The following is a 26,919-nucleotide window of genomic DNA, read 5'->3' on the forward strand; positions in this document are numbered from 1 at the left end:
CCCCCTCTACTTCCCCCGCCCCCTCCGCCAGTGGCGATGAAGGGGCCGTGGAGTCCCAGGCCGTGGGTTAATCCCCTCGTCATATTTCCCTTGACCTCTCCCTTTGCCCCCTGATACAATGCACCCACAAAATTACGTGCAGCGGGCACAGAGAAGAGAAAAATATAGACCAATCCGCGCATTTCTCGTGCGGATTGGTCTTTTTTTGTCCTCTTTCTCCCCCTGTGAACCAAAGAAGGAGTGCATGCGTATGACCCAGTGGTACACCAAAACCACCGCCCAGGCCGTCTCGGACCTGGACACCAACCCCACCCGGGGGCTTACCTCCGCCCAAGCCCATCAACGTCTGGCCCAATACGGCCCCAACCAGCTGGAAAAGCCCCGACCAACCCCCTTGGCGGTGCGTTTTCTTCTCCAGCTCAAAGACCCCATGATTCTGGTGCTGCTGGCCGCAGCGGTGCTGTCCCTGCTGTCCACCGGCGGGGAGGACTGGGTGGAGGCAGTCATCATCCTGCTCATTGTGGTGGTCAATGCGGTAATCTCCATCACCCAGGAGAACAGCGCCCACAAGGCCCTGGAAGCCCTGCAACAGATGTCCGCGCCCCTGGCCAAGGTGGTGCGGGACGGCCAACTCCTGCGGCTGGACACCCGGCAGCTGGTGCCCGGGGACATCATCCAGCTGGAGGCGGGGGACCTGGTGCCCGCCGACGCCCGCATTTTACATAGCGCCCAACTCCAGGCGGACGAATCCGCCATCACCGGGGAGTCGGTGCCGGTATCCAAAGAGGCGGGGTCGCCGCTTCCCCATGACACCGAGTTGGGAGACCAGTCCAACATGGTCATCTCCTCCACCGTCATCACCGGGGGGCGGGCCACCTGTGTGGTCACCGCCACCGGCATGGAAACTCAGGTGGGACACATTGCGGGGATGCTGCTGGGCCAGGACGACCCCACCACCCCCTTACAGCGGAAGATGGGGGAGATCTCCTCCACCCTGTCCTTTGCCTGTCTGGGGGTGTGTGCGGTGATGTTTGGCATTGGCCTTTTGTATCACATCCCCCTGCTGGATATGTTTCTCACCGCGGTGGCCCTGGCGGTGGCCGCCATCCCCGAGGGCCTGCCCGCCATTGTCACCATTGTGCTGGCCCTGGGGGTACAGCGCATGGTGCGTCACCACGCCATCGTCAAAAAACTCCCGGCAGTGGAGACCCTGGGCTGTGCCGGGGTCATCTGTTCAGACAAAACCGGCACCCTCACCATGAACCGCATGACGGTGGTACAGGTGTGGACCGCCCAAGAAAAACACCGGCTGGAGGCCCTGATTGTGGGGGCTTTGTGCAACGATGCCACCCTGAACCACGACGAAAACGGGGTGCCCCACCTGTTGGGGGACCCCACCGAGACCGCCTTGGTGGACGCGGCTTTGGAGGAAGGGCTGGACAAGGAGATGCTGGAGGAGGAAATGCCCCGCGTTGCCGAAATTCCCTTTGACTCCCAACGCAAGCTCATGACCACCGTCCACCCCCTGCGGGAGCGGTACCGGGTAATGGTGAAGGGTGCCCCGGACGTGCTCCTCTCCCGGTGCACCCACATTCTCTCCGGGGCTCCGGTGCCTCTGGATGTGGCCACCCTGCGCCAGGTGGAGAGCGCCAACGCCGCCATGGCCCAAAATGCCCTGCGGGTGCTGGGCTGCGCCTACAAAGACGTGGATGTACTGCCCCCCCACGGAAAGCTGGAGGAATTTTTGGAACATGACCTCACCTTTGTGGGACTGATGGGCCTCATTGACCCCCCTCGCGTGGAGGTGAAGCAGGCGGTGGCCCAGTGCTTTCAAGCAGGGATTCGGCCGGTGATGATTACCGGGGACCACAAGCTCACCGCCGTAGCCATTGCCAAGGAATTGGGCATTTTTCGAGAGGGAGACCTGGCCCTCACCGGGGCAGATTTGGATTTTATGCCCCAGGACATGCTGGAACAGGAGGTGGACCGGTTCACCGTGTACGCCCGGGTGTCCCCCCAACACAAAATGCGCATCGTCCAGGCCCTGCAAAAGAAGGGGTACGTGGTGGCCATGACCGGGGACGGGGTCAATGACGCTCCCGCCCTGAAAGCCGCAGACATCGGCTGCGCCATGGGCATCACCGGCACCGACGTGGCCAAAGGGGCGGCGGACATGATCCTCACCGATGACAACTTCGCCACCATCGTCCACGCCGTGGAACAGGGCCGGGGCATTTACGCCAACATCAAAAAATCCATCCACTACCTGCTCTCCTGCAACATTGGAGAGATTTTGACCCTCTTTCTGGCCACCCTCTTCCACTTCCACCAGGCTCCTCTGGTGCCGGTACAGCTTTTGTGGCTGAACCTGGTCACCGACTCCCTGCCCGCCCTGGCTCTGGGATTGGAGCCGGTGGAGGCGGACGTGATGGACCAGCCGCCCCGGGACGCCCACGAGCCCCTGTTCACCCCCTCCTTTGCCATCCGCCTCATCTGGCAGGGGACACTGGTGGGCGCGCTCACCCTTCTGGCCTATTTTCTGGGGGAGTACGTGCTGGGCGACCCCACCCGGGCAGATGCCACTGCCAACACCATGGCCTTTGCCACCCTCACCTTCTGTCAGCTGTTCCACGCCTTTGATGTGCGTTCCTCCCGGCAATCCATCTTCTCCCTGGGCCTCTTTTCCAACCCTGCCATGAATCAGGCCTTTGTGGTGGGCTGCGCCCTGCAGCTGGCGGTGCTCCTCTTCCCCCCTCTCATGGCGGTATTTTCCGTCACTGTTCTCTCCCCCCTCCAATGGTTGGTTGTTGTGATTTTGTCCATAACTCCTGTGGTATTCTCTGAGGTGGAAAAGGCATTTTTTCGTTAAGAATTTGACCATTTCGTACATTACATGATATTTTATAAGAAGTATTCCCTCAACTACCATATTTTTTCTACTACGTGCACAAAAATATATTGTTGATTTTTTCACAATCTAGAAGTATAATCTGCTTAACTACGACATCCAAGAAGATATTTTGATACATCAAACTGGAGGTTACACATCATGAAAGAAGTTTACGTGGTCAACTGTTGCCGTACCGCCGTGGGTTCCTTCGGCGGCTCTCTGAAGGACGTCCCCGCTGTGGACCTGGGCGCCACCGTGGTCAAGGAAGTCCTGAACCGTGGCGGTGTGAAGCCTGAGCAGGTGGACGAGGTCATGTTCGGCTGCATCCTCACCGCTGCCCAGGGCCAGAACCCCGCCCGTCAGGTAAGCGTGAAGGCTGGCATCCCCTACTCCGTCCCCGCTTACACCGTGGGCATGGTGTGTGGCTCCGGCATGAAGTCCGTCATCGAGGGCGCTCGTGCCATCCTGTCTGGCGACGCCGACGTGATCGTGGCCGGCGGCACTGAGAACATGTCCGCCGCTCCCTTCGCTCTGCCCAACGAGCGCTGGGGCGCCCGCATGGGTGACAAGAAGGTTGTGGATACCATGATCCGTGACGGTCTGTGGGACGCCTACAACAACTACCACATGGGCACCACCGCTGAGAACATCGCCGACGTGTGGGGCATCACCCGTGAGGAGATGGACGCCTTCGCCGTCAGCTCCCAGAACAAGACCGAGGCCGCTCAGGCTGCCGGCAAGTTCGTGGACGAGATCGTTCCCGTGATGGTGAAGAAGAAGAAGGAAATGGTGGAGTTCAAGGTGGACGAGTTCCCCAAGGCTGGCGTGACCATGGAGTCCGTGGGCAAGCTGCGCGGCGCCTTCCCCGTGGGTCCCGAGGGCGTGGAGGACGAGATCGTTCACACCTTTGAGGTCACTCAGGTACACGAGGCCGATGCCAAGCAGCACGTCCAGCGCGTGACCGCTGCCAACGCCTCCGGCATCAACGACGGCGCTGCCGCCATCCTGCTGGCCTCCGGCGAGGCTGTGGAGAAGTACGGCCTGAAGCCCATGGCCAAGCTGGTCAGCTGGGGCCAGGGCGGCGTGGATCCCAAGATCATGGGCGTGGGCCCCGTGCCCGCTTCCCGTCAGGCTATGGCCAAGGCCGACCTGAAGATCGAGGATGTGGATCTGGTGGAGGCCAACGAGGCTTTCGCCGCTCAGTCCATCGCTGTGGCCCGTGAGCTGGGCTTCGACATGGACAAGGTGAACGTCAACGGCGGCGCCATCTCCATCGGCCACCCCGTGGGCGCTTCCGGCGCTCGTATCATCGTCACCCTGCTGCACGAGATGCAGAAGCGGGACGACGCCAAGCGCGGCCTGGCCACCCTGTGCATCGGCGGCGGCATGGGCGTTGCTACCATCTTTGAGAAGGTGTAATTTAAGTGCGTCTGAGCGCCCGGGAGCAGGGAGCCTGGACCGGAGCGACAGGCAAAGCCCAGCAGCAGCCGATGGCTGTGCGGGTTTGCCTGGAGTCGCAGGGAAGGCGACCGTCGCGGAGGGTGCGAAGCGTATCTGTCCGTGAGGGTAGACACACCATGCGTCCAACCCGAGCGTGATAACATCCAAGGACAAGGGTGTGGGGGGTCACCCCACACCCTTGTTTGAGCATTTGCCCTTGTGTAAAGGGAACGTTGGAGCGTGCCGCAGGCACACCACAATGATGATTTACTATTTTGGAGGTATCTTATGAGCTATCAGGAAGAATACCGTCAGAAGCTCACCACCGCTGAGGAAGCGGTCAAGGTGGTCAAGTCCGGGGACTGGGTGGACTACGGCTGGTGCACCAACACCGCCGAGGTGCTGGACCAGGCTTTGGCCGGACGCATGGGTGAGCTGCACGACGTGAAGCTGCGGGGCGGCATTCTGCTGCACATGCCCGCCATTGCCCAGATTGAAAATCCCGCCGACCACTTCACCTGGAACTCCTGGCACATGTCCGGGGTAGAGCGCAAGATGGTGAAGATGGGTCTGGCCTACTATGCCCCCATCCGCTACTCCGAGCTGCCCGGCTACTACCGGGACTGCATCGACCCCATCGACGTGGCCATGTTCCAGGTCTCTCCCATGGACCAGCACGGCTACTTCAACTTTGGCCCCAACGCCTCCCACCTGTATGACATGTGCGCACGTGCCAAGCACATCATCGTGGAGGTCAACGAGAATATGCCCCGCTGCCTGGGCGGCTACCACACCGGTGTGCACATCTCCCAGGTCAACGCCATTGTGGAGGGCCCCAACGGCCCCATCGGCACCATGCCCGGCCTGAGCCAGCCCTCCGAGATCGACCTGGCTGTGGCTCGTCAGATCGTGGCCGAGATCCCCAACGGCGCCTGCCTCCAGCTGGGCATCGGTTCCATGCCCGGGGCTGTGGGCCAGATGATTGCTCAGTCCGACCTGAAGGACCTGGGCGTGCACACCGAGATGTACGTGGACGCCTTTGTAGCCATGACCAAAGCCGGTAAGATCACCGGCGCCCGCAAGAACTTCGACCAGGGCCGCCAGACCTACGCCTTTGCCGCTGGTACCCAGGAGCTGTACGACTTCCTGGACAACAACCCCGAGTGCATGAACGCCCCCGTGGACTACACCAACGACATCGCCCGGATGTCCACCCTGGACAACTTCATCTCCATCAACGGGGCGGTGGACATTGACCTCTTCGGTCAGGTCTCCTCTGAGTCCTCCGGCACCCGCCACATCAGCGGCGCTGGCGGCCAGCAGGACTTCGTCATGGGCGCCTACCTGTCCCGTGGCGGTAAGAGCTTCATCTGCTGCTCCTCCACCGTCACCGACAAGGCCACTGGCGAGGTGAAGTCCCGCATCCGTCCCACCCTCATTGAGGGCTCCATCGCCACCTGCACCCGGAGCAACCTGCACTATGTGGTCACCGAGCACGGCATGTTCAACGTCAAGGGCAAGACCACTTGGGAGCGTGCCGAGGGCCTCATTTCCGTGGCCGATCCCCGCTTCCGGGACGAGCTGATTGCCGCCGCCGAGGCCATGCACATCTGGCGCAAGTCCAACAAGCGGTAAGATTTTCTTTGCCTTTTCAAGGGCCTGTTGCAGTTGCAACAGGCCCTTGTCTCTTTCTCTGCCCCTTCCCTTTCCCTGCTTTTTGGTGTACACTAGGAGACATAACAACCGAAAGGACCACTCACCTATGAAAAAGAAAGACCTCTATACCCGGGCCTGCTACGCGCATCAGCCCGAGGCCATGGTGGAGCTGTGCACCCGGTGCAGCCAGCAGGTGTACTACGTCTCCCTGCTCCTCACCGGCCAGGAGCATGAGGCGGTGACCGCCGCCCGCTATGCCTACGGCCACCTGTGGGAGCTGGAGACCGCCTGCGAGGATGACGACATGGACACCCTGGAAGGGTACTACCACTTCGTTCTGGACCTGGCGGTGCGCTACTGCAAAGCCGTCTACGCCGATTTCCACCCCCAAAACCTGGATGACCCCTTCCTCAGCGATCTGCCCGTCCCCCCGTTCCTGGACCGCCCTCAGGTGGAGGACTTGGCCCTGCCTGAGACCTGGGGCGCCTCCGACGACCTCTTCTCCCTGGTCCAGGATCTGCCCCCTCTCCCCCGCTTCTTCCTGGTCATGAGCACCGTTGGGGGCTACACCAAATACCAGCTGGCCCAGAGTTTCCACATGGAACTGGACGATGTGGAAGTGGCCCTGGACGCCCTCCAGCACCAGCTGGACCAGTGCCTGGCCCCCTCCCAGCGCAGCTACCAGTGGCTGGTGGATGCCCTGAACACCGAGAAGGCCCAGACCACCGTGCCCCCTGCGGTCCACGCCCACATCCAGCAGCACACCCGGGACCTCACAGAACCAGCCAAACAGCACCAGCGCAGACAGGCCATTGGCGCTATTGTGGTTTTTATCATCGTTGTGCTGGGCTGTCTATGGGAACTTGGGATTCTCCACTTGTAATATAACGTCATATTAGGAAAGGAACCTGCCGCTATGTCCAAGAAAAAGCACAAGAAATCCAATCCCCATTCTGCCCCCAAGACCAAGCAGCCCACCCCCTCCAAGACCATTAGCCCCGTGGTATGGGGCGTTGGCGCCATTGTGGTGGTGCTGATTTTGGTGGTGGCCGCCGTGGTGATGACCCAGAAGCCCACCGCCACCTCCAACCCCCAGACCACCGATCCCGCGGCCACCGCCACCCCTGCTGCCGACACCTACAATCCCCCCGCTTTGGAGGAAGGTGTGACCTACACCGCCGACATCGAGGTCAAGGACTTCGGCACCATCACCGTGGAGTTGGACCCCTCTGCCGCCCCGGTGACCTGCGCCAACTTTGTGGAGCTGGCCCAGAGCGGCTTCTATGACGGGCTCACCTTCCACCGCATCATTGACAACTTCATGATCCAGGGCGGCGACCCCAACGGGGATGGCACTGGCGGCTCGGAGCATGAGATCGTGGGTGAGTTCTCCTCCAACGGCTACGACAACCCCATCTCCCACACCCGGGGCACCATCTCCATGGCCCGTTCCAACGATCCCAACTCTGCCTCCTCCCAGTTCTTCATCGTCCGGGAGGACAGCCCCCATCTGGACGGGGATTATGCCGGCTTTGGCACGGTGACCAAGGGCATGGACGTGGTGGATGCCATCTGTGACCAAACCGAGTCCGAAGGGATTCTACCTGCCGAGGAGCAGCCGGTAATCACCTCCATCACCATCCACACCGACAAGTGATATGACCCACGAAGCGTATATGCAAGAGGCGCTCCACCAGGCCCGGGCCTGCCTGGAGCACGGGGACGTGCCGGTGGGGTGTGTCATCGTCTCCTCGGAGGGTGAAATCATCGGCCGAGGCCGCAACCGCCGGGAAGAAGAGGGCCGTGCCACCGCCCACGCCGAGGTGGAGGCCATTAACATGGCCTGTGCCACCCTGGGCTCCTGGCGGCTCACAGGCTGCACCCTGTACGTGACCCTGGAGCCCTGCCCCATGTGCGCCGGGGCCATCATCAACTCCCGCATTGCCTGTGTGCGCTATGGTGCCAAGGAGGACAAATCCGGCTGCTGCGGGTCGGTGCTCAACCTCTTCGAGGAGCGGTTCAACCACCATCCCCGCATCTATGGCGGCCTGCTGGAAGGGGAATGTAGGGGGATTTTGGAGGAGTTTTTCTCCGCCCTCCGGTGAGTTTACAAAGGCTTTTCATCATTTAATACTTTTGTAACACTTCTGCACAAACTTTTGTAACGACTGTTGCGTAATATAAGACTTGCAAGAGATATCCTTTCTTTTTCATTCTATCCTCCATCCTTTTATAAAAACCCCGGAGCTTTGCAAGCGGCTCCGGGGCTTTTATCTTCCCATGGAAAAGGTTTCCCTTTTCCATGGGAAGAGTCATTTTCCATGCTCATGTCCTGGAAAATGACAAATTATAATTTTTTCACCGCCTAAAGGCGGTGAAACTCTGCGAGGCTTTTTAGCTACACAAAAAACTTCCACATCCTTTTCCAAGGGTGTGGAAGTTTTTGCGTTCTTATCGCTCTTCCCGGAAGTAGTTCAAGCCCAGAGCGGCGGGCTGGCCGCTGTTCTTGCTCTTTTTCACCGAGGTGGCAATGAGCACCAGGGCGGTGATGATAAAGGGCAGAGCCTGGTACAGCTGGGAAGGCACGCCCGCCAGCCAACCCAGGGTCTCGGGGAAAGCCCCGGCCAGAGAGGGGCCAGACACCCGCAGGGTGTTGAAGAAGCCGAACACCACGGTGCCCACAATGGCGAAAGCGGGGCTCCAGTTGGCGAAGATGACCAGGGCCACGGCAATCCAGCCATAGCCGTTGATCCAGCAGCTGGAGGACAGAGAGCCATTCATGTTCAGGCCCATGTAGTAGCCGCCAATACCCATGATACCGGACCCCAGCATAATATGCAGGTACTTGTACCGGCGCACGTTGATGCCCACGGAGTCGGCGGCGGCGGGGTTCTCACCCACCGAGCGCAGGCGCAGCCCCGTGCGGGTGTACTTGAGATACCACCACATCACCAGGGCAATGACCACGCCCAGATACACCAGAATGTTGTGGTCAAAGAGCACCTCGCCCAGCACGGGAATCTTGGACAGCCCCGGGATGGGCAGGTTGGCAAAGCCGTTTTGAATGTTGGGGTAGTTGTTCATGGCGGGCCAGCTCACAGCCTTCACGCCGTTGCCCACAAAGAAGAACACGCCCAGGCCGAAGGTGGTGATGGTCAGGCCGGTAATGTTCTGGTTGGCCTGCAGGGTGACGGTGAGCACGGCGAAGATAAGGCCGCACAGGGCCGCAGTGAGGAAGGCCAGAAGTACGCCCACCAACATGGAATTGGCGTAGCAGCCCAGAATATAGCCGAAGATGGCGCCCACAGCCATGGTGCCTTCCACACCCAGGTTCAGACTGCCCGACTTCTCGATGGTGATCTCACCCACAGTGCCATAGAGCAGCGGGATGTTGTAGACAATGATGTTGTGGAGGAATGTGGTGACAATGTTCAGCTTATCATCCATGGCGCTCCACCTCCTTTTTGGCGATGACCACGCGGAAGCGTGTGAAGAAGTCGGCTGCCAGCACCAGGAACAGGATGACGCCCTGGAGCATGTCGGCAAAGCTGGAATCCACCGAGGCAAAGGTGGTGGCTGCGGCGGTGGATCCGTATTGCAGGACGCCGATGAGGGCGGATACCAGGAAGATGCCCACGGTACTCAGCTGCGCCAACCAGGCCACAATGATTCCCGTCCAGCCCACATCGTCGGTGATGGAGGCGGAGAGGATGCCGGCGGTGCCCACCTTGAAGGCGGCAGCCAGACCGATGAGGCAGGCAGAGAGGAACACGGTGCGCAGCACAATGGCGCTGACCTTCATGCCCGCATACCGGGCGGTGCCCATGGAGTCGCCCACCACAGCAATCTCATAGCCCTGCTTGGTGCGCTTGAGGTAGATGTACACCAGCACGCCCAGAGCCAGCGTAATGAGCACGCAGATGTTCAGCCCGAACTTGCCCAGCATGATCTTGGGGAAGGAGGCCAGAGAGGCAAAGCTGGCAAAGGTGGGGCGGGCGGATTCCGCACTCAAAAAGAAGTTCCAGTCCGCCTTGGTCTCCCCCAGAAACACCAGCACATAGAGCACGATATAGTTGAGCATCAGGGTGAGCAGGGTCTCGTTGGTGCCGAACTTCACCTTCAAAGCCGCCACAAACAGGCCCAGCAGTCCGGCAGCCACCATGGCCGCCACGCACATGAGAAGGAGTACCAGAGGCTCGGGCAGCACCGGCCCCGCTTGAAAGGCCACCGCGGCAGCGGCAATGGCTCCGGCGATGAACTGGCCCTCGCCGCCGATGTTCCAAAAGCGCATCTTAAAGGCCAGGGACAGGCCCAGAGCGGTGAGAATCAGAGGCACCACAATTTTCAGGTAGTTTTCCACCGCCTTATAGGCGATCTTGTTGCCCACCATGCCCATGGTGAACATTTTGAAGTAGTACTCCAGGGGATTGACTCCCATGGCCAGCAGCACCAGCCCGCCCAAAATCAGGGCCAGGGCCACCGCGCCCACCACCAGGAGGATCTTTTTCCAAAGCGGGCAATCTTCCCGCTTGACGATGTGCACACGCATGGCTTACTTCTCCTCCCCTTCCTCTTGGAACAAGGTGTCCGCGGCGTAGCCGGCGGGCTTGTCCTCGTACTTGTGGGTCAAATCCAGGCTGCCCGTCATCATCAGGCCCAGCTCCTCCTTGGTGGTCTTGTGGGCGTGGACCACGCCCATGACCTTGCCGTGACACAGCACCAGAATCTTATCACACAGGGCCATCATCACGTCCAGATCCTCGCCCACGAAGAGGATGCCCACGCCGCTCTTTTTCTGCTCGTTGAGGATGTTGTAAATGGCGTAGGAAGAGTGGATGTCCAGGCCGCGCACCGGGTAGGCGGTGACCACCACGTTGGGGCCAGCCTTAATCTCACGGCCCAGCAGCACCTTCTGCACGTTGCCGCCAGAGAGACGGCGCACCGGGGTCTCGGTGGAGGGAGTGACCACGCCCAGCTCGTCGATGACCTTCTGAGCGTCCTCCCGGCCCGTCTTGCGGTCCACAAAGGGACCCTTGGCGTCGGCGTAGTTTTTCAAGATCATGTTGTCCGTGATGGACATGGAGGGGGCCAGGCCCATGCCCAATCGGTCCTCAGGGATGAAGGACATGGAGATGCCCTTGGCCAGAATCTCCTTGGGGCTGAGGCCTACAATGTTCTCACCCTTGTGGATCATCTTGCCCGACTCAATGGGCCGCAGGCCTGCAATGGCCTCACACAGCTCCTTCTGGCCGCACCCGGCGATGCCTGCCACGCCCAGCATCTCGCCGCCTCGAATGTAGAAGCTGACGTTGTCGATGGCCACGTTACCCTCGTCGCTGCGGATGGTCAGGTCCCGAATCTCCAGCAGGGGCTTGAGTTTTTCCATCTTGGGCCGCTCAATGTTCAGGTCAATTTTGTGGCCCACCATCCACTCGGTGAGCTCCTGCTCGTTGGTATCCTTGGTGTCCACGGTGGTGATGTATTCGCCCTTGCGGAGGATGGCCACCCGGTCGGAGATATCCATCACCTCATTGAGCTTGTGGGTGATGATGATAATGGAGTGGCCCTCGTCCCGCATGCGCCGGAGCACGCCAAAGAGTTTGTCGATCTCCTGCACAGTCAAAACAGCGGTGGGCTCATCCAGAATGATCACCTTGGCCCCGTAGTAGAGCACCTTGATGATCTCCAGGGTCTGCTTTTCCGACACGGCCATGTTGCGCACCTGCTTGCGGGGGTCCAGGTCGAAGCCGAACTTTTTGGCCATCTCCTCAATCTTCTGGTAGCGGTCTTTTTTCAGCACAAATCCCGCTTCCTGGGCCCCCATCCAGATGTTATCGGCAGCGGAGAACACGTCCACCAGCTTGAAGTGCTGGTGCACCATGCCGATGCCCAGGCGTTTGGCGTCCTGGGGAGAGGAAATGGTCACCGGCTGGCCGTCCACCAGAATGGTGCCGCTGTCCGGGGTGTAGATACCGGAGAGCATGTTCATCAAGGTGGTCTTTCCGGAACCGTTCTCTCCCAACAGGGAGAGAATCTCTCCTTTTCGGAGATTCAGGTTGACGTTGTGGTTGGCCACCACCGGACCGAAGGTCTTGGTGATGCCACGAAGTTCCACGGCGTATTCTTCTGCCATGCAATCTGCCTCCTTCTCTCTTGGTTGAAGTTCGCTTTTTCCCATTCCCCACCAGCGGGGTGGGAACCAGGAAAAAACAAACTCCGGGCCGACCGGTTTTCCCGGCCGGCCCGGACGAGTTCAGGGCTGGATTCAATTTGAGGGCGGGGCCTTAGCCCACCTTCACGCCCTCCACGAAGTAGTTCATGGTACCGGTGATGACGGAGTCCTCCACGCTCTTGCCGCCGGCGGGCACGATCTCCTTGCCGTCGTTGGTCTTCAGAGCGGAGGGAGTCTGGGTGATGGACACAGAGCCATCGTCGCCCACGGTGTAGGACAGCTTCACGCCGGAGAACACATCCCACTCACCGGAAGCCAGAAGCTCCACAATGGCGTCCATGTAAGCCTGGGTGTTGGGGGCGCAGTTGTCGCTGAGCTCGGACACGCCCACCAGGCCCTTGACCAGGCCCTCATAGTAGGCGGAGCCGCCCATGGCAGTGACAAAGTTCTCCGCGCCGCCGCAGGTCATAGCGGTCTCCATAGCTTCCTTGTAGTACACATCCCAGTTCCACACAGCAGCGGTGAGGTGGGCGTTGGGGGCGTCCACAGTCATATCAGAGTTGTAGCCGCAGCCGAACACACCGGCCTTTTCAGCGGCAATCTGAGGCTGAGCGGAGTCGCAGTGCTGGGCGATGACGCCGCAGTCATAGCTGTTGATGAGCTCCTCGGCAAAGGCGTACTCGTTCTGCTCGTCGTTCCACTTGCCCAGCTCCTTGACATACACGGTGGCGTTGGGGTTCACAGACTGCACACCCAGGGTGAAGCCATTGATGCCGGAGCAGGTCTCGGCGTACTGGGTGCCGAAGGCGGAGACGTAGCCCACATGATTATTGCCGGTCTCCAGGCTCTTCAAACCAGCGGCCACACCGGTGAGGTAACGGGCCTGATAGATGCGGCCGAAGTAGTTGTTGAAGTTGGTGTCGTTGGACAGGTAGCCAGTAGCATGGGAGAAGATCACCTCGGGGTACTCCTCCGCCTTGGCGTTCATGGCGTTGAGGTAATTAAAGGAGATGCCGAAGATGATGTCGCAGCCCTCACCCACCAGGGTGTCCACAGCGGCAGCCACCTTGTCGTCCTCCTCAGGTACCTCGTCCACGATGGCCAGCTGAGTTTCAGGGTCCAGGCCCAGCTCCTCCATGGCGGTGGTGATGCCCTTGTGGTGGGCGTAGGTGTAACCAGCGGTATCGGTCTTTTTGTTGATGTAGATGGCGCCCACCTTAAAGTCGCTGTCGGCGGTGCCAGCGTTGGTGTTCATGGAGTCCTCGTCGGTGCCACCGGAGCAGGCCACCAAGCTCAGGGCCATCACACCAGCCATTGCCAGGGCAAGAATACGCTTTTTCATAGGTTTGCTTCCTCCTTAAAAGTTCCCTGTTTCCATTCCTTCTATTATTTCCAAAAAGGCGCTGCCTTTTAAGAAATCTATCTCGCAGAGTTTTCCCGCCCCCTGGCGGGAACATCCATGAAATTCATGTTCTCCCGGGACATGCGCACGGGAGAACATACGACTTAGCAAAATTCGATGCCCTTGGAGCTCATGGACTTGATCCGGGCCAGAGATTCCACCCGCACACCCATATTGCGGATCATCTCTCCTCCGGGCTGGAAGGCCTTTTCCACGGCAATGCCAGCGCCCACCAGGGTGGCGCCGGAATCCCGCACCAGCTTGATGAGGCCCTGGAGGGCTGCACCGTTGGCCAAAAAGTCATCAATGAGGAGCACCCGGTCCCCGGGGCCCAAGAACTTCTTGGACACAATAATATCGTACACCCGGCCGTGGGTGAAGGATTCCACCTGGGCGGAGTACACCTCTCCGGCAATGTTCTTGGTCTTGTTCTTCTTGGCAAAGAGCACCGGCACCCCAAACTGCTGGGCCACCACGCAGGCAATGCCAATGCCAGAGGCCTCAATGGTGAGAATCTTCGTCACGTTATCTCCTGCAAACAGGCGTGCCCACTCCTTGCCCATCTCAGCAAACAGGCTCACGTCCATCTGGTGGTTGAGGAAGCTATCCACCTTCAATACGTCCTCGCCTTCCATGACTCCGTCTTCCCGAATCCGCTGTTCCAACAGTTTCACCGTTCACCGCTCCTCTCTCTCTGACCAAGTCTTACCCGTTCCGATGAAATAAGATACCTGATATTTTAACAAAAAATCTCCCATTGTTCCATTCTATTTTTTGCACATATCTTGCTTGTTGTCAAGTGGTATTTCTGGTACAATATTTACACTTTAGAAAGGCCGGCAACATTTTGTAGAAATTGTTCCAAATTAGACCAATTACACTGAGAAATGGGGGTTTTCTTTTGTGAAGGCCAAACAATGGATTTGGGAATTTCTCCTGCTCACCGTGGGTACTGGTATGGTGGCCATTGGTACATACTTCTTCAAATTCCCCAACCAATTTTCCACCGGCGGCGTCACCGGTATCGCCGTCATTCTCTCGTCCATCTTCCCCTCCATCAGCTCCTCCCTGTTCGCCTCGGTCATCAACGTACTTTTCCTGTTTCTGGGATTTATATTCCTCAACCGAGGCTTCGGCGTGCGCACCGTGTACTGCTCTCTCCTGTTCTCCGGTATGCTCACTGGCATGGAGTGGCTGTTCCCCATGTCCGGCCCTCTCACCGACGAGAAGCTGTTGGAGCTGTTCTTCGGCGTGATCTTCCCCGCCCTGGGCTCTGCCATTTTGTTCAACGCCCAGAGCTCCACCGGCGGTACCGACATCCTGGCCATGATTTTGAAAAAATATACCAGTTTGGATATTGGCATGGCCCTGCTGTATGTGGACGTGCTCATCGCCGGTTCCACCCTGGTGCTCATCAATGTGGAGACCGGTCTGTTCTCCCTGTTGGGCCTGGTGCTGAAATCCGTGCTGGTGGACTCGGTGATTGAATCCCTCAACCGGAAAAAGAGTTTTATTCTGGTGACCTCCTGCCCCAAAGAGGTGTGCGACTTCATTACCCACGACCTCCACCGCTCTGCCACCTTCTGGAAGGGCGAGGGCGCTTACTCCCACCAGGACAAGTGGGTGGTGCTCACCGCGCTGTCCCGGGCCCAGGCCGTGGCCCTGCGCCGCCACTTGAAGGCCATTGACCCTCACGCCTTTATGCTGATTACCAACTCCAGCGAAATTTTCGGCAAGGGCTTTTTGCGAGCCTAAAGAAAAAACACTTTGTGCCATTCTTCATCCATGCTCCGACAGAATTTTTCCACAGCTTCGTGCTACAATGTGGAAAAATACCGAGAACCTCCGGGTTTCTCGTAGGAGGACGATGAGGAATGGCACTTTTTACAAAGGACCGTCGGCAGGTCCTGGAACTTCCGGTGGACAGCATCCAGCCCAACCCCAACCAGCCCAGAAGCATCTTCTCTCCGGCGGAATTGCAAGAGCTGTCCGACTCCATCGCTCAGCTGGGCATCTTGCAGCCTTTGACGGTGCGCAAAACCGGCGACCACTGGGAACTCATTTCCGGGGAGCGGCGGCTGCGGGCCGCCCAACTGGCGGGGATGACCACCGTGCCCTGTCTTGTAATGCAGACGGATGCGGAGACCTCCTCCCTGTTGGCTCTGGTGGAGAACATCCAGCGGCGGGACCTGGACGTGTGGGAAGAGGCCATTGCCCTGCGCCGCCTTATCACCCTCTATCACTTGTCCCAGGACGAGGTGGCCCGGCGAGTGGGCAAAAGCCAGTCGGCAGTGGCCAACAAGCTGCGGCTGTTGAAACTTCCCCCCGATGTCATTGACATTCTGCGCCAAGCCCAGCTCACCGAGCGCCACGCCCGTGCTCTTCTCAAGCTGGATGGCGGAGAGGCCCAGCGCAAGGCCGCCCAGTACATCGTCCGCCACAACCTCACGGTGGCCCAGTCGGAGGCATACATTGCCAAGCTGTGCCAGGTGGAGGAAAAGCCCCACACCCCCTCCCCTATTTTGCGCATCAAGGATGTGCGGCTGTTTTTTAATACCCTACGCCGCTCGGTGTCCCTCATGGAGGCCTCGGGGCTGCACACCCAGTATACAAAAGAAGAAGTGGAGGATGGGGTTCGGGTGACCATACACATTCACAAACCAGCGGAATAAGACATACGCCGTCCCGGCTTGGGGACGGCGTTTTCCTTTATTATATATAATCTCTGCGCGTCTACGCGCTCCGCTGGGGTGACTTTCTCCCCGATGGGAAAGTCACCAAAGAATCGCCCAGGGCGTTCCCCCCTGGGTACCCCCCTAGGTCTCCTTGCACGGCGCTGGTGCATCCCCCGCCGACGCTAAGGTAAAAGGATTGACTGTCCTCCTTGCGCCGCTGCCGCTGATGCTCTCCGTGTAGAACCCGTAGTGCTTCTTTGGTAACAACGTCTGGTTTGGGAGCAGGCTGGTAGTCACCACCTATGGCAGGCCCTATCGTTCTCGGGCAACTGCTATCCACACTGGAACGTGGAGCGGTGAGCGGAAGTCGTGGCACAGAGTATCGCTTACCCCTGGGCCGGTTGGGTTTTATCCAGGGCCATAGGGCTACTGACCCCAGCAGGGTACCTAGGGGTGCAACCCTTAGGCGATTCTTTCCCCGATTTCTCATCGGGGAGAAATCGGGCCTCAGCGGAGCGCGCACCCAGCGGAGCATCCCCATTGTTTCACGTGAAACATCCATTTTTTCTTACACTGTGATGGTTGAAAAATTTATAATAAAACGGTATAATCAAAATCAGTTCTGTTTATCCTTTTAAAAAAGGCGGGTTCTGTTATGTCAAAAACCATTGCCATTGTCAACCAAAAGGGCGGTGTGGGAAAGACCACCACCTGTGTCAATCTGGCCGCCGCTCTGTCTCAACAGGGGCACAAGGTGCTGGTGTGCGACTTTGACCCCCAGGGCAACGCCACCTCCGGATTCGGGGTGGACAAGTCCCGTTCCCCCAGTGTGTATGACGTGTTGCTGGGAAACGCCCCCATGTCCAAGGCCATTGTGTCCACCGACTGGGCGGATGTGGTGCCCTCCAACAAAGCCCTGTCCGGTGCCACTGTGGAGCTCATCGCCATGGAGCGGCGGGAGTACCGGCTGAAAGACGCTCTGGAGGAAGTCAAAGCCAAGTACGACTATATCTTCATCGACTGCCCCCCTTCCCTGGAGCTGCTCACCCTGGACTCCCTGTGCGCCGCCGACACCCTGCTGGTACCGGTGCAATGTGAGTACTACGCCCTGGAAGGTCTCAGCGATTTGATGTACACCGTGCGTCTGGCCAAGCGTTCCCTCAACCCCACTTTGGAGCTGGAGGGCGTGGTGCTCACCATGTACGATGGCCGCACCAACCTGTCCATGCAGGTGGCGGAGGAGGTCAAGCGGTACTTCCCCGGCAAGGTGTATGCCAGCGTCATCCCCCGCAATGTGCGCCTGTCCGAGGCCCCCAGCCACGGCAAGCCGGTGCTGTCTTACGACAAATGGTCCCGGGGTGCAGAGGCTTACGAGGCCTTGGCCCAGGAGTTTCACAACAAAAACAAAGCCTAATGTTTCACGTGAAACATTGTCATTTTACAGAAAGGAAGGAGACTTCACATGGCTAAAGTCAAAGGCGGCTTAGGCCGAGGCCTGGGCGCTCTCATGGGTGACGCCGCCCTGCAAACCCAGGAAGCCGGTTCCGTGCAGCTGCCCATCTCCCAGGTGGAGCCTGGATTGAACCAGCCCCGGAAGCGGTTTGACCAGGAATCTCTGGCAGATTTGGCGGACTCCATCCGAGAGCATGGCATCATCCAGCCCCTCACCGTCCGCCGTCTCTCCACCGGATATTATCAGATCATCGCGGGCGAACGCCGGTGGCGGGCCGCCAAAGAAGCAGGCCTCAGCGAGGTTCCCGTGGTCATCATTGAGGCAGACGACCGCAAGGTCATGGAGCTGGGCCTCATTGAAAACCTCCAGCGGGAGGACCTGAACCCCATGGAAGAAGCGGAAGGATATCTGGTCCTTCTCACTGACTACGGTATGACCCAGGAGGAAGTGGCCCGGCGGATGGGCAAGTCCCGCCCCGCCATCGCCAACGCTCTGCGTCTCACCTCCCTCCCCCCTGCCGTCCGGGAGAAGCTGGCCGACGGCACCTTGTCCGCCGGTCATGGTCGGGCGGTACTCATGGTGGAGGGCGAGCAGGCCCAGAGTGCCTTTGCCGACTGGATCGCCGAGCAGGGCCTGTCCGTGCGCCAGGCGGAGGCCGCCGCCAAGCACTTCACCCTGGAGCCCAAGGTGAAAAAGGAAAAGCCCATCCACGAACACCAGATGTATATTGACCAGGCCCAGCAACAGCTGGCCTCCCATCTGGGCCGCAAGGTGAAGATCACCGCAGGCAAGAAAAAGGGCCGCATCGAGCTGGAGTATTATAATGTGGACGACCTGAACAACCTGCTGGAGCAGCTGGAGAAATTGCCCCACATGGAGCACAACCAGGAGTAACTGATAAAGGAGAATTACCATGTTAGATATCAAATTCATCCGGGAAAACCCCGAAATTGTCAAAGAAAACATCAAAAAGAAGTTTCAGGATGCCAAGCTGCCCCTGGTGGATCAGGTCATCGAGCTGGACCGCCAGAACCGCGACGCCATGACCGAGGCCAACAACCTACGCGCCTCCCGCAACTCCCTGTCCAAGCAGATCGGCATGCTCATGGGCCAGGCCAAGAAGGACCCCTCCAAGCTGGAAGAGGCCGAGGCCGTCAAGGCCCAGGTCAAGGCCAACGCCGACCGTCTGGCTGAGCTGGAGGAGCTGGAGGGCAAGCTGGCCGGGGAAATTCGCGCCATCTTGCTGAAGATCCCCAACATCATTGACCCCTCCGTGCCCATTGGCGAGAGCGACGAGTTCAACGTGGAGGTGGAGCGGTTCGGCGAGCCCGCCACCCCCGACTTCGAGGTGCCCTACCACACCGCCATCATGGAGTCCTTTGACGGCATCGACCTGGACTCCGCTGGCCGTGTGTCTGGCAACGGCTTCTATTACCTGATGGGCGACATTGCCCGCCTGCACTCCGCCGTGCTGGCCTACGCCCGGGACTTTATGATCAACAAGGGCTTCACCTACTGCGTGCCTCCCTTCATGATCCACGGCAACGTGGTGGAGGGCGTTATGAGCCAGACCGAGATGGACGCCATGATGTACAAGATTGAGGGCGAGGACCTGTACCTCATCGGCACCAGTGAACACTCCATGATCGGCAAGTTCATCGACCAGATCATTCCCGAGGCCTCCCTGCCCTACACCCTCACCTCCTACTCCCCCTGCTTCCGCAAGGAGAAGGGCGCCCACGGCATTGAGGAGCGCGGCGTGTACCGCATCCACCAGTTCGAGAAGCAGGAGATGGTGGTGGTGTGCAAGCCCGAGGAATCCATGGAGTGGTACGAGAAAATGTGGCGTTACTCCGTGGAGCTGTTCCGCTCCCTGGACATCCCCGTGCGCCAGCTGGAGTGCTGCTCCGGCGACCTGGCCGATTTGAAGGTAAAGTCCTGCGACATTGAGGCCTGGTCCCCCCGTCAGCAGAAGTACTTCGAGGTGTGCTCCTGCTCCAACCTGGGCGACGCTCAGGCCCGCCGCCTGAAGATGCGCGTCAAGGGCGAGAACGGTATGTACCTGCCCCACACCCTGAACAACACCGTGGTGGCTCCTCCCCGTATGCTCATCGCCTTCCTGGAGAACAACCTCCAGGCCGACGGCTCCGTCACCATTCCCGAGCCTCTGCGTCCCTACATGGGCGGTCAGTCCGTGCTCACTCCCAAGCACTAAGGAAAGGCCAGGTATTGACCTATGAAAGCCTTTATTCGGGAATTTAAGACCTTTTTGAACCGGGGCAACGTGCTGGACCTGGCGGTAGGCGTCATCATCGGCGGCGCCTTCAAGTCCATCACCGACTCCCTGACCAACGACATTCTCATGCCCCTGCTGGGCCTGCTGGTGAACCGGGTGTCCTTCTCGGATCTGACCCTCACCCTGGGCTCTGCCACCATTGCCTATGGCAGCTTCATTGAAGCGGTGCTCAACTTTATCATCATGGCCTTTGCCGTGTTCTGCATCGTCAAGGCCTTCAACCGGCTGCACCGGAAGAAGGAGGAGGCCGCCCCCGCCCCCAAGCCCTCCAAGGAGGAGCTGCTGCTGACCGAAATTCGTGACCTGCTGAAGGAGGGCAAGGAATGACGGAGCAACCCAACCACTCCGATTACACCCCCGCCTCCTTTGAAAAGCGGGTAGCGGCCTGGGTGGGAATTGTGTACATGCTCATGCTCACCGCTGTGGTCACATACACCTTGGCCACCGCCCGTTCCCTCCCTGGCACCGCGCCTCTGCTGCTGGTACCCCTGGGGGTGGGCGTGCCCTTCATCGTGGTACACCGCCAGCGCCAAGGTACCGCCCCCGGCGGCCTGGTGGGCAGCATCCTCATGCTGGTGGCCTGTGTGGCCTCGGTGGTGCTGGGGCTGTGGCTGGGCCTCCCCGCTCTGTTGGCCAATCTGGCCGCCCTGTAAGGAGGTAACGACCCCCATGAAACAACTCATTGAAACCGGCCTTGCCCAGCTGGACCTGCCCGCCTATCCCCAGGATGGGGCGGAAAAGTTGGCAAAGTATGGTAATCTATTAATTGAGCAAAACCAGGTGATGAACCTCACCGCCATTACCCAGCCCTTTGACGTGGCCACCCTGCACATGTTGGACTGCGCGCCCCTTTTAAACTGTGGGCGGCTGGAGCACGCCAAGCTCATTGACGTGGGCACCGGGGCAGGCTTCCCCGGCATGGTGCTGAAAACCCTGTGCCCCACCCTGTCTCTGACCCTGCTGGACGGGCTGCAAAAGCGGCTGTCCTGGCTGGAGAGGGTAGCGGATGCGCTGGGCCTTACGGATGTCACCACCCTCCACGCCCGGGCCGAGGAGGCAGGGCAAGACCCCGACCTGCGGGAGCAGTTTGACTATGCCACCGCCCGGGCGGTGGCGGACCTGGGGCTTCTGTGCGAGATGTGCCTGCCCTTTGTGAAGGTGGGCGGCCGTTTCCTGGCCATGAAGGGCCCCGACTGCCAGGATGAGCTGGACCGGGCGGAAAAGGCCATTGCCACTCTGGGCGGGCAGCTGAAAGGCTGCTACGACTACCAGATTCCCCACACGGACATCACCCACCGGGTGGTGGTGGTGGAGAAGGTGGCCCCCTGCCCTGCCAAGTACCCCCGCCGGTGGGCGAAGATGCAGAAGGCGCCGTTATAACGGTCGGCTTTGCCGACGGATTTACATTTTTTCTCGCCTATGCTGTAAAAAACATTGCGATATAAAACAATTCATGATATGATTTTCTTGTTGTGGAGGAGGCTAAGACATGGGAACATCGGTAATGGTCACATCTGGAAAGGGTGGGACGGGAAAAACGGCCCTCACCGCAGGCGTGGCCTCCTGTCTGGCCGCTCTGGGCAAACGGGTGCTGTGCATTGACGTGGACATCGGTCTGCGCAACCTGGACATTGCCCTGGGCATGTCTGACCGAGCGGTGATGGACTTTTCCGACGTCATGGAACACCGCTGTCCCCTGCTCACTGCCGCCGCAGAGCACCCCAAGATTCGGGGTCTGTTTCTCCTCACCGCCCCCCTGTCCCTGATCCACTTGGATTTGAAGGGGTTTCGGGATGTGATCACCGAGGCCCGGGACTACTACGACTTTATTTTTCTGGACTCCCCGGCGGGACTGGGCGACGGGTTTCAGCTGGCTATGTATGCCGCCGACCGGGCCATTGTGGTCTCCGCCACCGAGCCCGCCGCTCTGCGGGATGCCCAGCGGGCGGTGACCAAGCTCATGGGCCAGATGGAGGACATCCACCTGGTGGTCAACCGGGTGCAACCCCGGATGATTGGAAAGCTGCGCACCACCATTGATGCGGCCATGGACACCGCCGGCATTCCCCTGCTGGGCATGGTGCCCGAGGACCCTCAGGTCACCCTGGCCGCCGCACAAAGTGTCCCACTGGTGCTGACCACTTACAAAGGGGCTGCGCCAGCTTATCTCAACATTGCCAAACGTCTGCTGGGCCAGCGAGTGCCGCTGCTTCACATCCGCTGACCGACCAACAAGAAAGGAAGGATTCCCATGAACATTGCTCTTATGAGTCACGACGCAAAGAAGGAGCTGATGGTGCAGTTCTGCATCGCCTACTGCGGCATCCTCTCCAAGCATACCGTGTGTGCCACCAGCCGCACCGGTCGTCTGGTGGCGGAGGCCACCGGGCTGCCTGTCCAGCTGTTTATGGCCCATGCCCACGGCGGCGCGCAACAGATTGGCGCCCGCATTGCTTACAATGAAATTGACATGGTGCTGTTTTTCAACGACCCCAACGCCGATGATCTGGACCAGGATCTGCACTACATCACCCGTCTGTGCGACCAGAACAACGTGCCCATCGCCACCAACGCTGCCACCGCCGAGATGCTCATCCACGGCCTGGCCCGAGGCGATTTGAACTGGCGCGAGATCATCAAGCCCTCCACCCCCTTAAAAGTTTGAGTTCATTTTCGGAGGTGTTGCCCAGGCAACACCTCTTTGCTTTGTAACAAGCCCCATTCTAGCTGTAAGGAGTCCGATTCACATGGCAAAACAAAAACCCCGCACCCTCTCTGGGTTTATGGAACTCTTGCCCCAGCGTCAGGTGCAGTTTGACCGCATGGTGGAGCTGCTGCGCTCCTCCTATTCCCGCTACGGCTTCACCCCTCTGGACACTCCGGTGATCGAGGCCAGCGAGGTGCTGCTGGCCAAGGCCGGCGGCGAGACCGAGAAGCAAATCTACCGATTTTTGAAGGGCGACACCGACCTGTCCCTGCGCTTTGACCTCACCGTGCCTCTGGCCAAATATGTGGCCCTGCACTACGCAGACCTGGCCTTCCCCTTCCGCCGCTTCCAGATCGGCAAGGTGTACCGGGGCGAGCGCGCCCAGCGGGGTCGCTTCCGTGAGTTCTATCAGGCGGACATCGACATCATTGGCGACGGCAAGCTGGACATCGTCAACGAGGCGGAGATTCCCTCCATCATCTATCAGACCTTCACCGCCCTGGGATTGAAGCGGTTCCAGATCCGGGTGAACAACCGGAAGATCTTGAACGGCTTCTACGCCATGCTGGGCCTCACCGACAAGTCCGGTGACATCATGCGCACCGTGGACAAGCTGGAGAAGATCGGCCCCGAGAAAGTGGCCGCCCTGCTCACCGGCGAGGAGATTGGCATCACTTCCGAGCAGGCCGATGAGATTTTGAAGTTCATCGCCATCCAGGGTGACAACGACCATGTGCTGGCCGCTCTGGCAGGGTACCAGGGCCGCCACGAGCTGTTTGACCATGGCCTGGAGGAACTGACCACCGTGGTCAAGTACCTCTCCGCCTTCGGCGTGCCCCAGACCCACTTTGCCGTGGATTTGACCATTGCCCGTGGCCTGGACTACTACACCGGCACCGTGTACGAGACCACCATGCTGGACCACCCGGAGATCGGCTCCATCTGCTCCGGCGGCCGCTATGACAACCTGGCCGAGTACTACACCGACAAGCAGCTGCCCGGCGTGGGCATCTCCATTGGCCTCACCCGCCTGTTCTTTGTGCTGGAGGACCAGGGCTACCTCAACGAGGAGATGGTCACCGCTCCCGCCGATGTACTCATTCTGCCCATGACCCAGGACCTGGCCCCCGCCATCTCCTTTGCCACCCAGCTGCGCAGTGCCGGCGTGCGGGCCCAGCTGTACACCGAGCAGAAGAAGTTCAAGCAGAAGATGACCTACGCCGACAAGATCGGCGTGCCCTATGTGGCCTTCCTGGGGGACGACGAAATCTCCCAGAATGCCGTGTCCGTCAAGGACATGACCACGGGTCAGCAGGAGACCCTGCCGGTGTCTGAGGCAGTGTCCACCATCGCCACCAAGCTGAACGAGCGCATGGCAGGCGTGGAACCCATCCGGGAGCCTGACCACAAAGCGTAATATCCGAGATAAATAATACTATTTGGAGTTGATTTCACATGGTTCAATCCCGTACCCACACCTGTGGGGAGCTGCGTATGGAGCATGTCGGCCAGACCGTCACCCTGGCTGGCTTTATGGAAAACGTCCGTGAGGTGGGCCAGAACCTGGCCTTTGTAGTGCTGCGTGACTTCTACGGCACCACCCAGGTGGTCATTGAGACCGCCGAGATGATGGCCACCATCAAGGACCTGAACAAGGAGTCCACCCTCCAGGTCACCGGCGTAGTCCGGGAGCGTGACAGCAAGAATCCCAAGCTGCCCACCGGCGACATTGAGGTGGTACCCTCCGCCATCACCGTGCTGGGCCGCTGCCGTCACAACGAGCTGCCCTTCCAGATTAACCGCAGCCGGGAGGCAGACGAAACCCAGCGTCTGAAGTACCGCTATCTGGACCTGCGCAACCCTGAGGTGAAGAACAACATCATCCTGCGCTGCAACGTGGTCTCCGCCCTGCGTCAGGCCATGACCAACCAGGGCTTCATGGAGATCACCACCCCCATTTTGACCGCCTCCTCCCCCGAGGGCGCCCGGGACTACCTGGTGCCCAGCCGCAAGCACCCCGGCAAGTTCTACGCTCTGCCCCAGGCGCCCCAGCAGTTCAAGCAGCTGCTGATGGCCTCCGGCTTTGACCGTTACTTCCAGATTGCCCCCTGCTTCCGGGACGAGGACGCCCGTGGCGACCGCTCCCCCGGCGAGTTCTACCAGCTGGATATGGAGATGGCCTTTGCCAATCAGGAGGACGTGTTCGCCGTTCTGGAGCGTGTGCTGCCCCCCATCTTCGCCAAGTACGGCACCTACAACGTGGCCTCTCAGGCTCCCTTCACCCGCATCCCCTTCCTGGAGGCCATGGACAAGTATGGCTCCGACAAGCCCGACCTGCGCATTGACCTGACCCTCACCGACGCCACCGAGGTTTTGGCTGGCTGCGGCTTCGGCCCCTTCGAGGGCAACACTGTCAAGGCCATTGTGGTCACCGACTTTGTGGGCACCCGCAAGCAGATTGACGGCCTGTGCGCCGAGGTAGAAGTGCAGTCCGGCGAGAAGGCCTACTGGTTCCGCTACGACGAGAAGGGCGAGATCGTGGGCGGCATCGCCAAGTTTGTCCAGCCCATCAAGGAGCAGGTGGTGGAGGCTCTGGGCCTCACTCCCGGCTGCTTTGTGGGTCTGACTGCTGGTAAGCTGCTCACCGCCCAGAAGACCGCCGGTGTGCTCCGCTCCAAGCTGGGTAACTTCTGCCCCAACCACATGGATCGCGAGCGCTACGAGTTCTGCTGGATCGTGGACTTCCCCATGTACGAGATGGGCGAGGAGTCCGGCGAGCTGGAGTTCTGCCACAACCCCTTCTCCATGCCCAACGGTGGCCTGGAGATTTTGAAGAAGGCCGCTGCCGGTGAGGTGGACCCCCTGACCATCACCGCCTTCCAGTACGACCTGGTGTGTAACGGCGTGGAGCTGTCCTCCGGCGCTGTGCGGAACCACGACCCCGAGATCATGCTGGAGGCCTTCCAGCTGGTGCGTCTGGGCGAGGACGACGTGAAGAGCAAGTTCCCCGCCATGTACAACGCCTTCACCTATGGCGCTCCCCCCCACGCAGGCATTGCCCCCGGTGTGGACCGCATGGTGATGCTGCTGGCCGGTGAGGACTCCATCCGTGAGATCATCCCCTTCCCCATGAACAAGAACGCCCAGGACCTGATGATGGGCGCCCCCTCCTTCGTGGACCCCAAGCAGCTGGACGAGCTGCGCATTGTCTGCGTGGAGCAGGAAGAAGAGTAAGCTTCCCCCGGGCCGGAGAAAGCACATGCCTTTCTCCGGCCCGGGTTCCGTTTTTTCTGTATACTCATATCAACTAGGAGATGTTTGCCATGAATTTCTACTCCATCACCTTCAGCCCCACCGGCGGCACCCAACGGGTGGCCGATATCCTGTCCCACACCCTGGCCGCCTCAGTGGAGGCCGTGGACCTCACCGACCGCAGCCGGGACTTCTCTTCCCTGTCCTTCTCCTCCTCGGACGTGTGTCTGGTCTCCGTCCCCTCCTACGGCGGGCGGGTGCCCCAGCCCGCCGCGCAACGACTGGCCCAAATCCAGGGCGGCGGCGCCCGGGCCATTTTGGTGTGTGTCTACGGCAACCGGGCCTATGAGGACACCCTGGTGGAGCTGCAAGACCTGCTGACCCAGGCAGGCTTCTCCTGCGTGGCGGGGGTGGCCGCTGTGGCCGAGCACTCCATCCTGCGGAAGTTTGCCGCCGGGCGGCCCAACCAGGCCGATGAGGCCACTCTCACCGCCTTTGGCCAGGAGATTGGCCGCCGCCTGGAGGAAGGCACCCTTCCGCAGCCCCTCACTCTGCCTGGAAACCGGCCCTACCGCCCCTTTGGCGTCATTCCCATGCACCCCAAGGCGGGAAAGAGCTGCCAGGGCTGCGGCCTGTGTGCCCAAACCTGCCCCGTGGGGGCCATTCCGGTGGATCAGCCCACTCAGGTGGATGAGAAGGCCTGCATTTCCTGCATGCGCTGCGTGTCCGTGTGTCCCAGACACTCCCGCAGTGTCAACCCCCTGGTGCTCTCTGCGGCCAGCTTAAAGCTGAAAAAGGCCTGCACCCAGCCCAAGGCGTGCGAACTATTTCTCTAAATGCAACAAAGCCCGGGGCATGTGAACTGCTCCCCGTCAAGAGGACAGTGAAAAAATATAAAGTTTTCCCGGCCAGTAGCCTATGTGCTGCTGGCCGCTTTTTATGCAGCGAGATACAGCTCGTGCTTCTCCATCGGCGT

Annotated in this window: 24 protein-coding genes; 19 read left to right on the top strand and 5 right to left on the bottom strand. The window is 59.9% G+C overall.

Annotated features, from left to right (window positions below):
• The first annotated feature begins 250 nt into the window (after window positions 1-250).
• From B5G37_RS11990 to B5G37_RS12015, 6 genes are all read left to right on the top strand, one after another.
• Window positions 251-2,869, top strand: a complete 2,619-nt coding sequence (locus B5G37_RS11990) for a calcium-translocating P-type ATPase, PMCA-type (RefSeq protein ID WP_087257891.1) — start codon at window positions 251-253, stop codon at window positions 2,867-2,869.
• 180 nt (window positions 2,870-3,049) lie between these two features.
• The gene (locus B5G37_RS11995) at window positions 3,050-4,309 is read left to right on the top strand and encodes an acetyl-CoA C-acetyltransferase (RefSeq protein WP_087257894.1); all 1,260 of its coding nucleotides are present in this window, start codon (window positions 3,050-3,052) and stop codon (window positions 4,307-4,309) included.
• Between the two features lie 309 nt (window positions 4,310-4,618).
• Entirely contained in the window at window positions 4,619-5,965 is a 1,347-nt protein-coding gene (locus tag B5G37_RS12000) for a butyryl-CoA:acetate CoA-transferase (RefSeq protein WP_087257896.1), read from the top strand.
• Between the two features lie 127 nt (window positions 5,966-6,092).
• Window positions 6,093-6,869 carry a hypothetical protein gene (locus B5G37_RS12005; RefSeq protein WP_087257898.1) on the top strand — a complete coding sequence of 259 codons (777 nt, stop codon included), beginning with the start codon at window positions 6,093-6,095 and terminating at the stop codon, window positions 6,867-6,869.
• A gap of 33 nt (window positions 6,870-6,902) precedes the next feature.
• On the top strand, window positions 6,903-7,643 hold the full coding sequence (locus B5G37_RS12010) for a peptidylprolyl isomerase (RefSeq protein ID WP_242962881.1): 741 nt from the start codon (window positions 6,903-6,905) through the stop codon (window positions 7,641-7,643).
• Between the two features lies 1 nt (window position 7,644).
• Window positions 7,645-8,091, top strand: coding sequence for a nucleoside deaminase (locus B5G37_RS12015; protein ID WP_087257901.1), 447 nt, complete (start codon window positions 7,645-7,647; stop codon window positions 8,089-8,091).
• A gap of 346 nt (window positions 8,092-8,437) precedes the next feature.
• Here the strand turns inward: B5G37_RS12015 and B5G37_RS12025 are convergent, their stop codons facing one another.
• The 5 genes from B5G37_RS12025 to B5G37_RS12045 form a co-directional block, all read right to left on the bottom strand.
• Window positions 8,438-9,433, bottom strand: a complete 996-nt coding sequence (locus tag B5G37_RS12025; RefSeq protein ID WP_087257907.1) for an ABC transporter permease — start codon at window positions 9,431-9,433, stop codon at window positions 8,438-8,440.
• Window positions 9,426-10,535, bottom strand: coding sequence for an ABC transporter permease (locus B5G37_RS12030; RefSeq protein WP_087257910.1), 1,110 nt, complete (start codon window positions 10,533-10,535; stop codon window positions 9,426-9,428). The genes B5G37_RS12025 and B5G37_RS12030 overlap by 8 nt, the downstream gene beginning before the upstream one ends.
• Before the next feature lie 3 nt (window positions 10,536-10,538).
• Complete coding sequence (locus tag B5G37_RS12035; RefSeq protein ID WP_087257913.1) at window positions 10,539-12,119, bottom strand: ABC transporter ATP-binding protein; 1,581 nt, start codon at window positions 12,117-12,119, stop codon at window positions 10,539-10,541.
• Between the two features lie 151 nt (window positions 12,120-12,270).
• A complete protein-coding gene (locus tag B5G37_RS12040; protein ID WP_087257916.1) occupies window positions 12,271-13,500 on the bottom strand; it encodes a BMP family ABC transporter substrate-binding protein in 1,230 nt (409 codons plus the stop codon).
• 164 nt (window positions 13,501-13,664) lie between these two features.
• Window positions 13,665-14,234: a xanthine phosphoribosyltransferase gene (locus B5G37_RS12045; protein WP_087257919.1), complete on the bottom strand. Its 570-nt coding sequence runs from the start codon at window positions 14,232-14,234 to the stop codon at window positions 13,665-13,667.
• 229 nt (window positions 14,235-14,463) lie between these two features.
• Here B5G37_RS12045 and B5G37_RS12050 point away from each other — a divergent pair, with 229 nt between their 5' ends.
• From B5G37_RS12050 to B5G37_RS12110, 13 genes are all read left to right on the top strand, one after another.
• The gene (locus B5G37_RS12050; protein ID WP_275532988.1) at window positions 14,464-15,315 is read left to right on the top strand and encodes a YitT family protein; all 852 of its coding nucleotides are present in this window, start codon (window positions 14,464-14,466) and stop codon (window positions 15,313-15,315) included.
• Window positions 15,316-15,434: 119 nt separating this feature from the next.
• On the top strand, window positions 15,435-16,232 hold the full coding sequence (locus B5G37_RS12055) for a ParB/RepB/Spo0J family partition protein (protein ID WP_087257922.1): 798 nt from the start codon (window positions 15,435-15,437) through the stop codon (window positions 16,230-16,232).
• A 658-nt stretch (window positions 16,233-16,890) separates the two neighbouring features.
• A complete protein-coding gene (locus B5G37_RS12060; protein WP_087257925.1) occupies window positions 16,891-17,649 on the top strand; it encodes a ParA family protein in 759 nt (252 codons plus the stop codon).
• 48 nt (window positions 17,650-17,697) lie between these two features.
• Window positions 17,698-18,582 (top strand): ParB/RepB/Spo0J family partition protein, encoded by an 885-nt coding sequence (locus tag B5G37_RS12065; RefSeq protein WP_087257928.1) that lies wholly within the window; start codon window positions 17,698-17,700, stop codon window positions 18,580-18,582.
• Window positions 18,583-18,601: 19 nt separating this feature from the next.
• A complete protein-coding gene (gene serS / locus B5G37_RS12070; protein WP_087257931.1) occupies window positions 18,602-19,903 on the top strand; it encodes a serine--tRNA ligase in 1,302 nt (433 codons plus the stop codon).
• Window positions 19,904-19,924: 21 nt separating this feature from the next.
• Window positions 19,925-20,311, top strand: a complete 387-nt coding sequence (gene mscL / locus B5G37_RS12075; RefSeq protein ID WP_087257934.1) for a large-conductance mechanosensitive channel protein MscL — start codon at window positions 19,925-19,927, stop codon at window positions 20,309-20,311.
• Window positions 20,308-20,637, top strand: a complete 330-nt coding sequence (locus tag B5G37_RS12080; protein WP_087257937.1) for a hypothetical protein — start codon at window positions 20,308-20,310, stop codon at window positions 20,635-20,637. The genes mscL and B5G37_RS12080 overlap by 4 nt, the downstream gene beginning before the upstream one ends.
• 16 nt (window positions 20,638-20,653) lie before the next feature.
• Window positions 20,654-21,364 carry a 16S rRNA (guanine(527)-N(7))-methyltransferase RsmG gene (gene rsmG, locus B5G37_RS12085; protein ID WP_087257941.1) on the top strand — a complete coding sequence of 237 codons (711 nt, stop codon included), beginning with the start codon at window positions 20,654-20,656 and terminating at the stop codon, window positions 21,362-21,364.
• 109 nt (window positions 21,365-21,473) lie between these two features.
• Window positions 21,474-22,208, top strand: coding sequence for an AAA family ATPase (locus B5G37_RS12090; protein ID WP_087257943.1), 735 nt, complete (start codon window positions 21,474-21,476; stop codon window positions 22,206-22,208).
• A gap of 27 nt (window positions 22,209-22,235) precedes the next feature.
• Window positions 22,236-22,649 (top strand): methylglyoxal synthase, encoded by a 414-nt coding sequence (locus B5G37_RS12095; RefSeq protein ID WP_087257947.1) that lies wholly within the window; start codon window positions 22,236-22,238, stop codon window positions 22,647-22,649.
• Window positions 22,650-22,731: 82 nt separating this feature from the next.
• A complete protein-coding gene (gene hisS / locus B5G37_RS12100; RefSeq protein WP_087257950.1) occupies window positions 22,732-24,108 on the top strand; it encodes a histidine--tRNA ligase in 1,377 nt (458 codons plus the stop codon).
• Between the two features lie 38 nt (window positions 24,109-24,146).
• On the top strand, window positions 24,147-25,925 hold the full coding sequence (gene aspS / locus B5G37_RS12105) for an aspartate--tRNA ligase (protein ID WP_087257953.1): 1,779 nt from the start codon (window positions 24,147-24,149) through the stop codon (window positions 25,923-25,925).
• Window positions 25,926-26,014: 89 nt separating this feature from the next.
• The gene (locus tag B5G37_RS12110; protein WP_087257956.1) at window positions 26,015-26,779 is read left to right on the top strand and encodes a 4Fe-4S binding protein; all 765 of its coding nucleotides are present in this window, start codon (window positions 26,015-26,017) and stop codon (window positions 26,777-26,779) included.
• Window positions 26,780-26,919 lie beyond the last annotated feature (140 nt).

This window comes from Pseudoflavonifractor sp. An85 (assembly GCF_002161235.1).
GTDB lineage: Bacteria > Bacillota > Clostridia > Oscillospirales > Oscillospiraceae > Enterenecus.

Coding starts and splice junctions, on each gene's coding strand:
- B5G37_RS11995 (WP_087257894.1), top strand. CDS start 3,050: ATGAAAGAAGTTTACGTGGTCAACTGTTGCCGTACCGCCGTGGGTTCC.
- rsmG (WP_087257941.1), top strand. CDS start 20,654: ATGAAACAACTCATTGAAACCGGCCTTGCCCAGCTGGACCTGCCCGCC.
- B5G37_RS12030 (WP_087257910.1), bottom strand. CDS start 10,535: ATGCGTGTGCACATCGTCAAGCGGGAAGATTGCCCGCTTTGGAAAAAG.
- B5G37_RS12060 (WP_087257925.1), top strand. CDS start 16,891: ATGTCAAAAACCATTGCCATTGTCAACCAAAAGGGCGGTGTGGGAAAG.
- B5G37_RS12025 (WP_087257907.1), bottom strand. CDS start 9,433: ATGGATGATAAGCTGAACATTGTCACCACATTCCTCCACAACATCATT.
- aspS (WP_087257953.1), top strand. CDS start 24,147: ATGGTTCAATCCCGTACCCACACCTGTGGGGAGCTGCGTATGGAGCAT.
- B5G37_RS12005 (WP_087257898.1), top strand. CDS start 6,093: ATGAAAAAGAAAGACCTCTATACCCGGGCCTGCTACGCGCATCAGCCC.
- B5G37_RS12110 (WP_087257956.1), top strand. CDS start 26,015: ATGAATTTCTACTCCATCACCTTCAGCCCCACCGGCGGCACCCAACGG.
- B5G37_RS12055 (WP_087257922.1), top strand. CDS start 15,435: ATGGCACTTTTTACAAAGGACCGTCGGCAGGTCCTGGAACTTCCGGTG.
- B5G37_RS12095 (WP_087257947.1), top strand. CDS start 22,236: ATGAACATTGCTCTTATGAGTCACGACGCAAAGAAGGAGCTGATGGTG.
- mscL (WP_087257934.1), top strand. CDS start 19,925: ATGAAAGCCTTTATTCGGGAATTTAAGACCTTTTTGAACCGGGGCAAC.
- B5G37_RS12080 (WP_087257937.1), top strand. CDS start 20,308: ATGACGGAGCAACCCAACCACTCCGATTACACCCCCGCCTCCTTTGAA.
- B5G37_RS12000 (WP_087257896.1), top strand. CDS start 4,619: ATGAGCTATCAGGAAGAATACCGTCAGAAGCTCACCACCGCTGAGGAA.
- B5G37_RS12065 (WP_087257928.1), top strand. CDS start 17,698: ATGGCTAAAGTCAAAGGCGGCTTAGGCCGAGGCCTGGGCGCTCTCATG.
- B5G37_RS12015 (WP_087257901.1), top strand. CDS start 7,645: ATGACCCACGAAGCGTATATGCAAGAGGCGCTCCACCAGGCCCGGGCC.
- B5G37_RS11990 (WP_087257891.1), top strand. CDS start 251: ATGACCCAGTGGTACACCAAAACCACCGCCCAGGCCGTCTCGGACCTG.
- B5G37_RS12010 (WP_242962881.1), top strand. CDS start 6,903: ATGTCCAAGAAAAAGCACAAGAAATCCAATCCCCATTCTGCCCCCAAG.
- B5G37_RS12040 (WP_087257916.1), bottom strand. CDS start 13,500: ATGAAAAAGCGTATTCTTGCCCTGGCAATGGCTGGTGTGATGGCCCTG.
- B5G37_RS12090 (WP_087257943.1), top strand. CDS start 21,474: ATGGGAACATCGGTAATGGTCACATCTGGAAAGGGTGGGACGGGAAAA.
- hisS (WP_087257950.1), top strand. CDS start 22,732: ATGGCAAAACAAAAACCCCGCACCCTCTCTGGGTTTATGGAACTCTTG.
- serS (WP_087257931.1), top strand. CDS start 18,602: ATGTTAGATATCAAATTCATCCGGGAAAACCCCGAAATTGTCAAAGAA.
- B5G37_RS12035 (WP_087257913.1), bottom strand. CDS start 12,119: ATGGCAGAAGAATACGCCGTGGAACTTCGTGGCATCACCAAGACCTTC.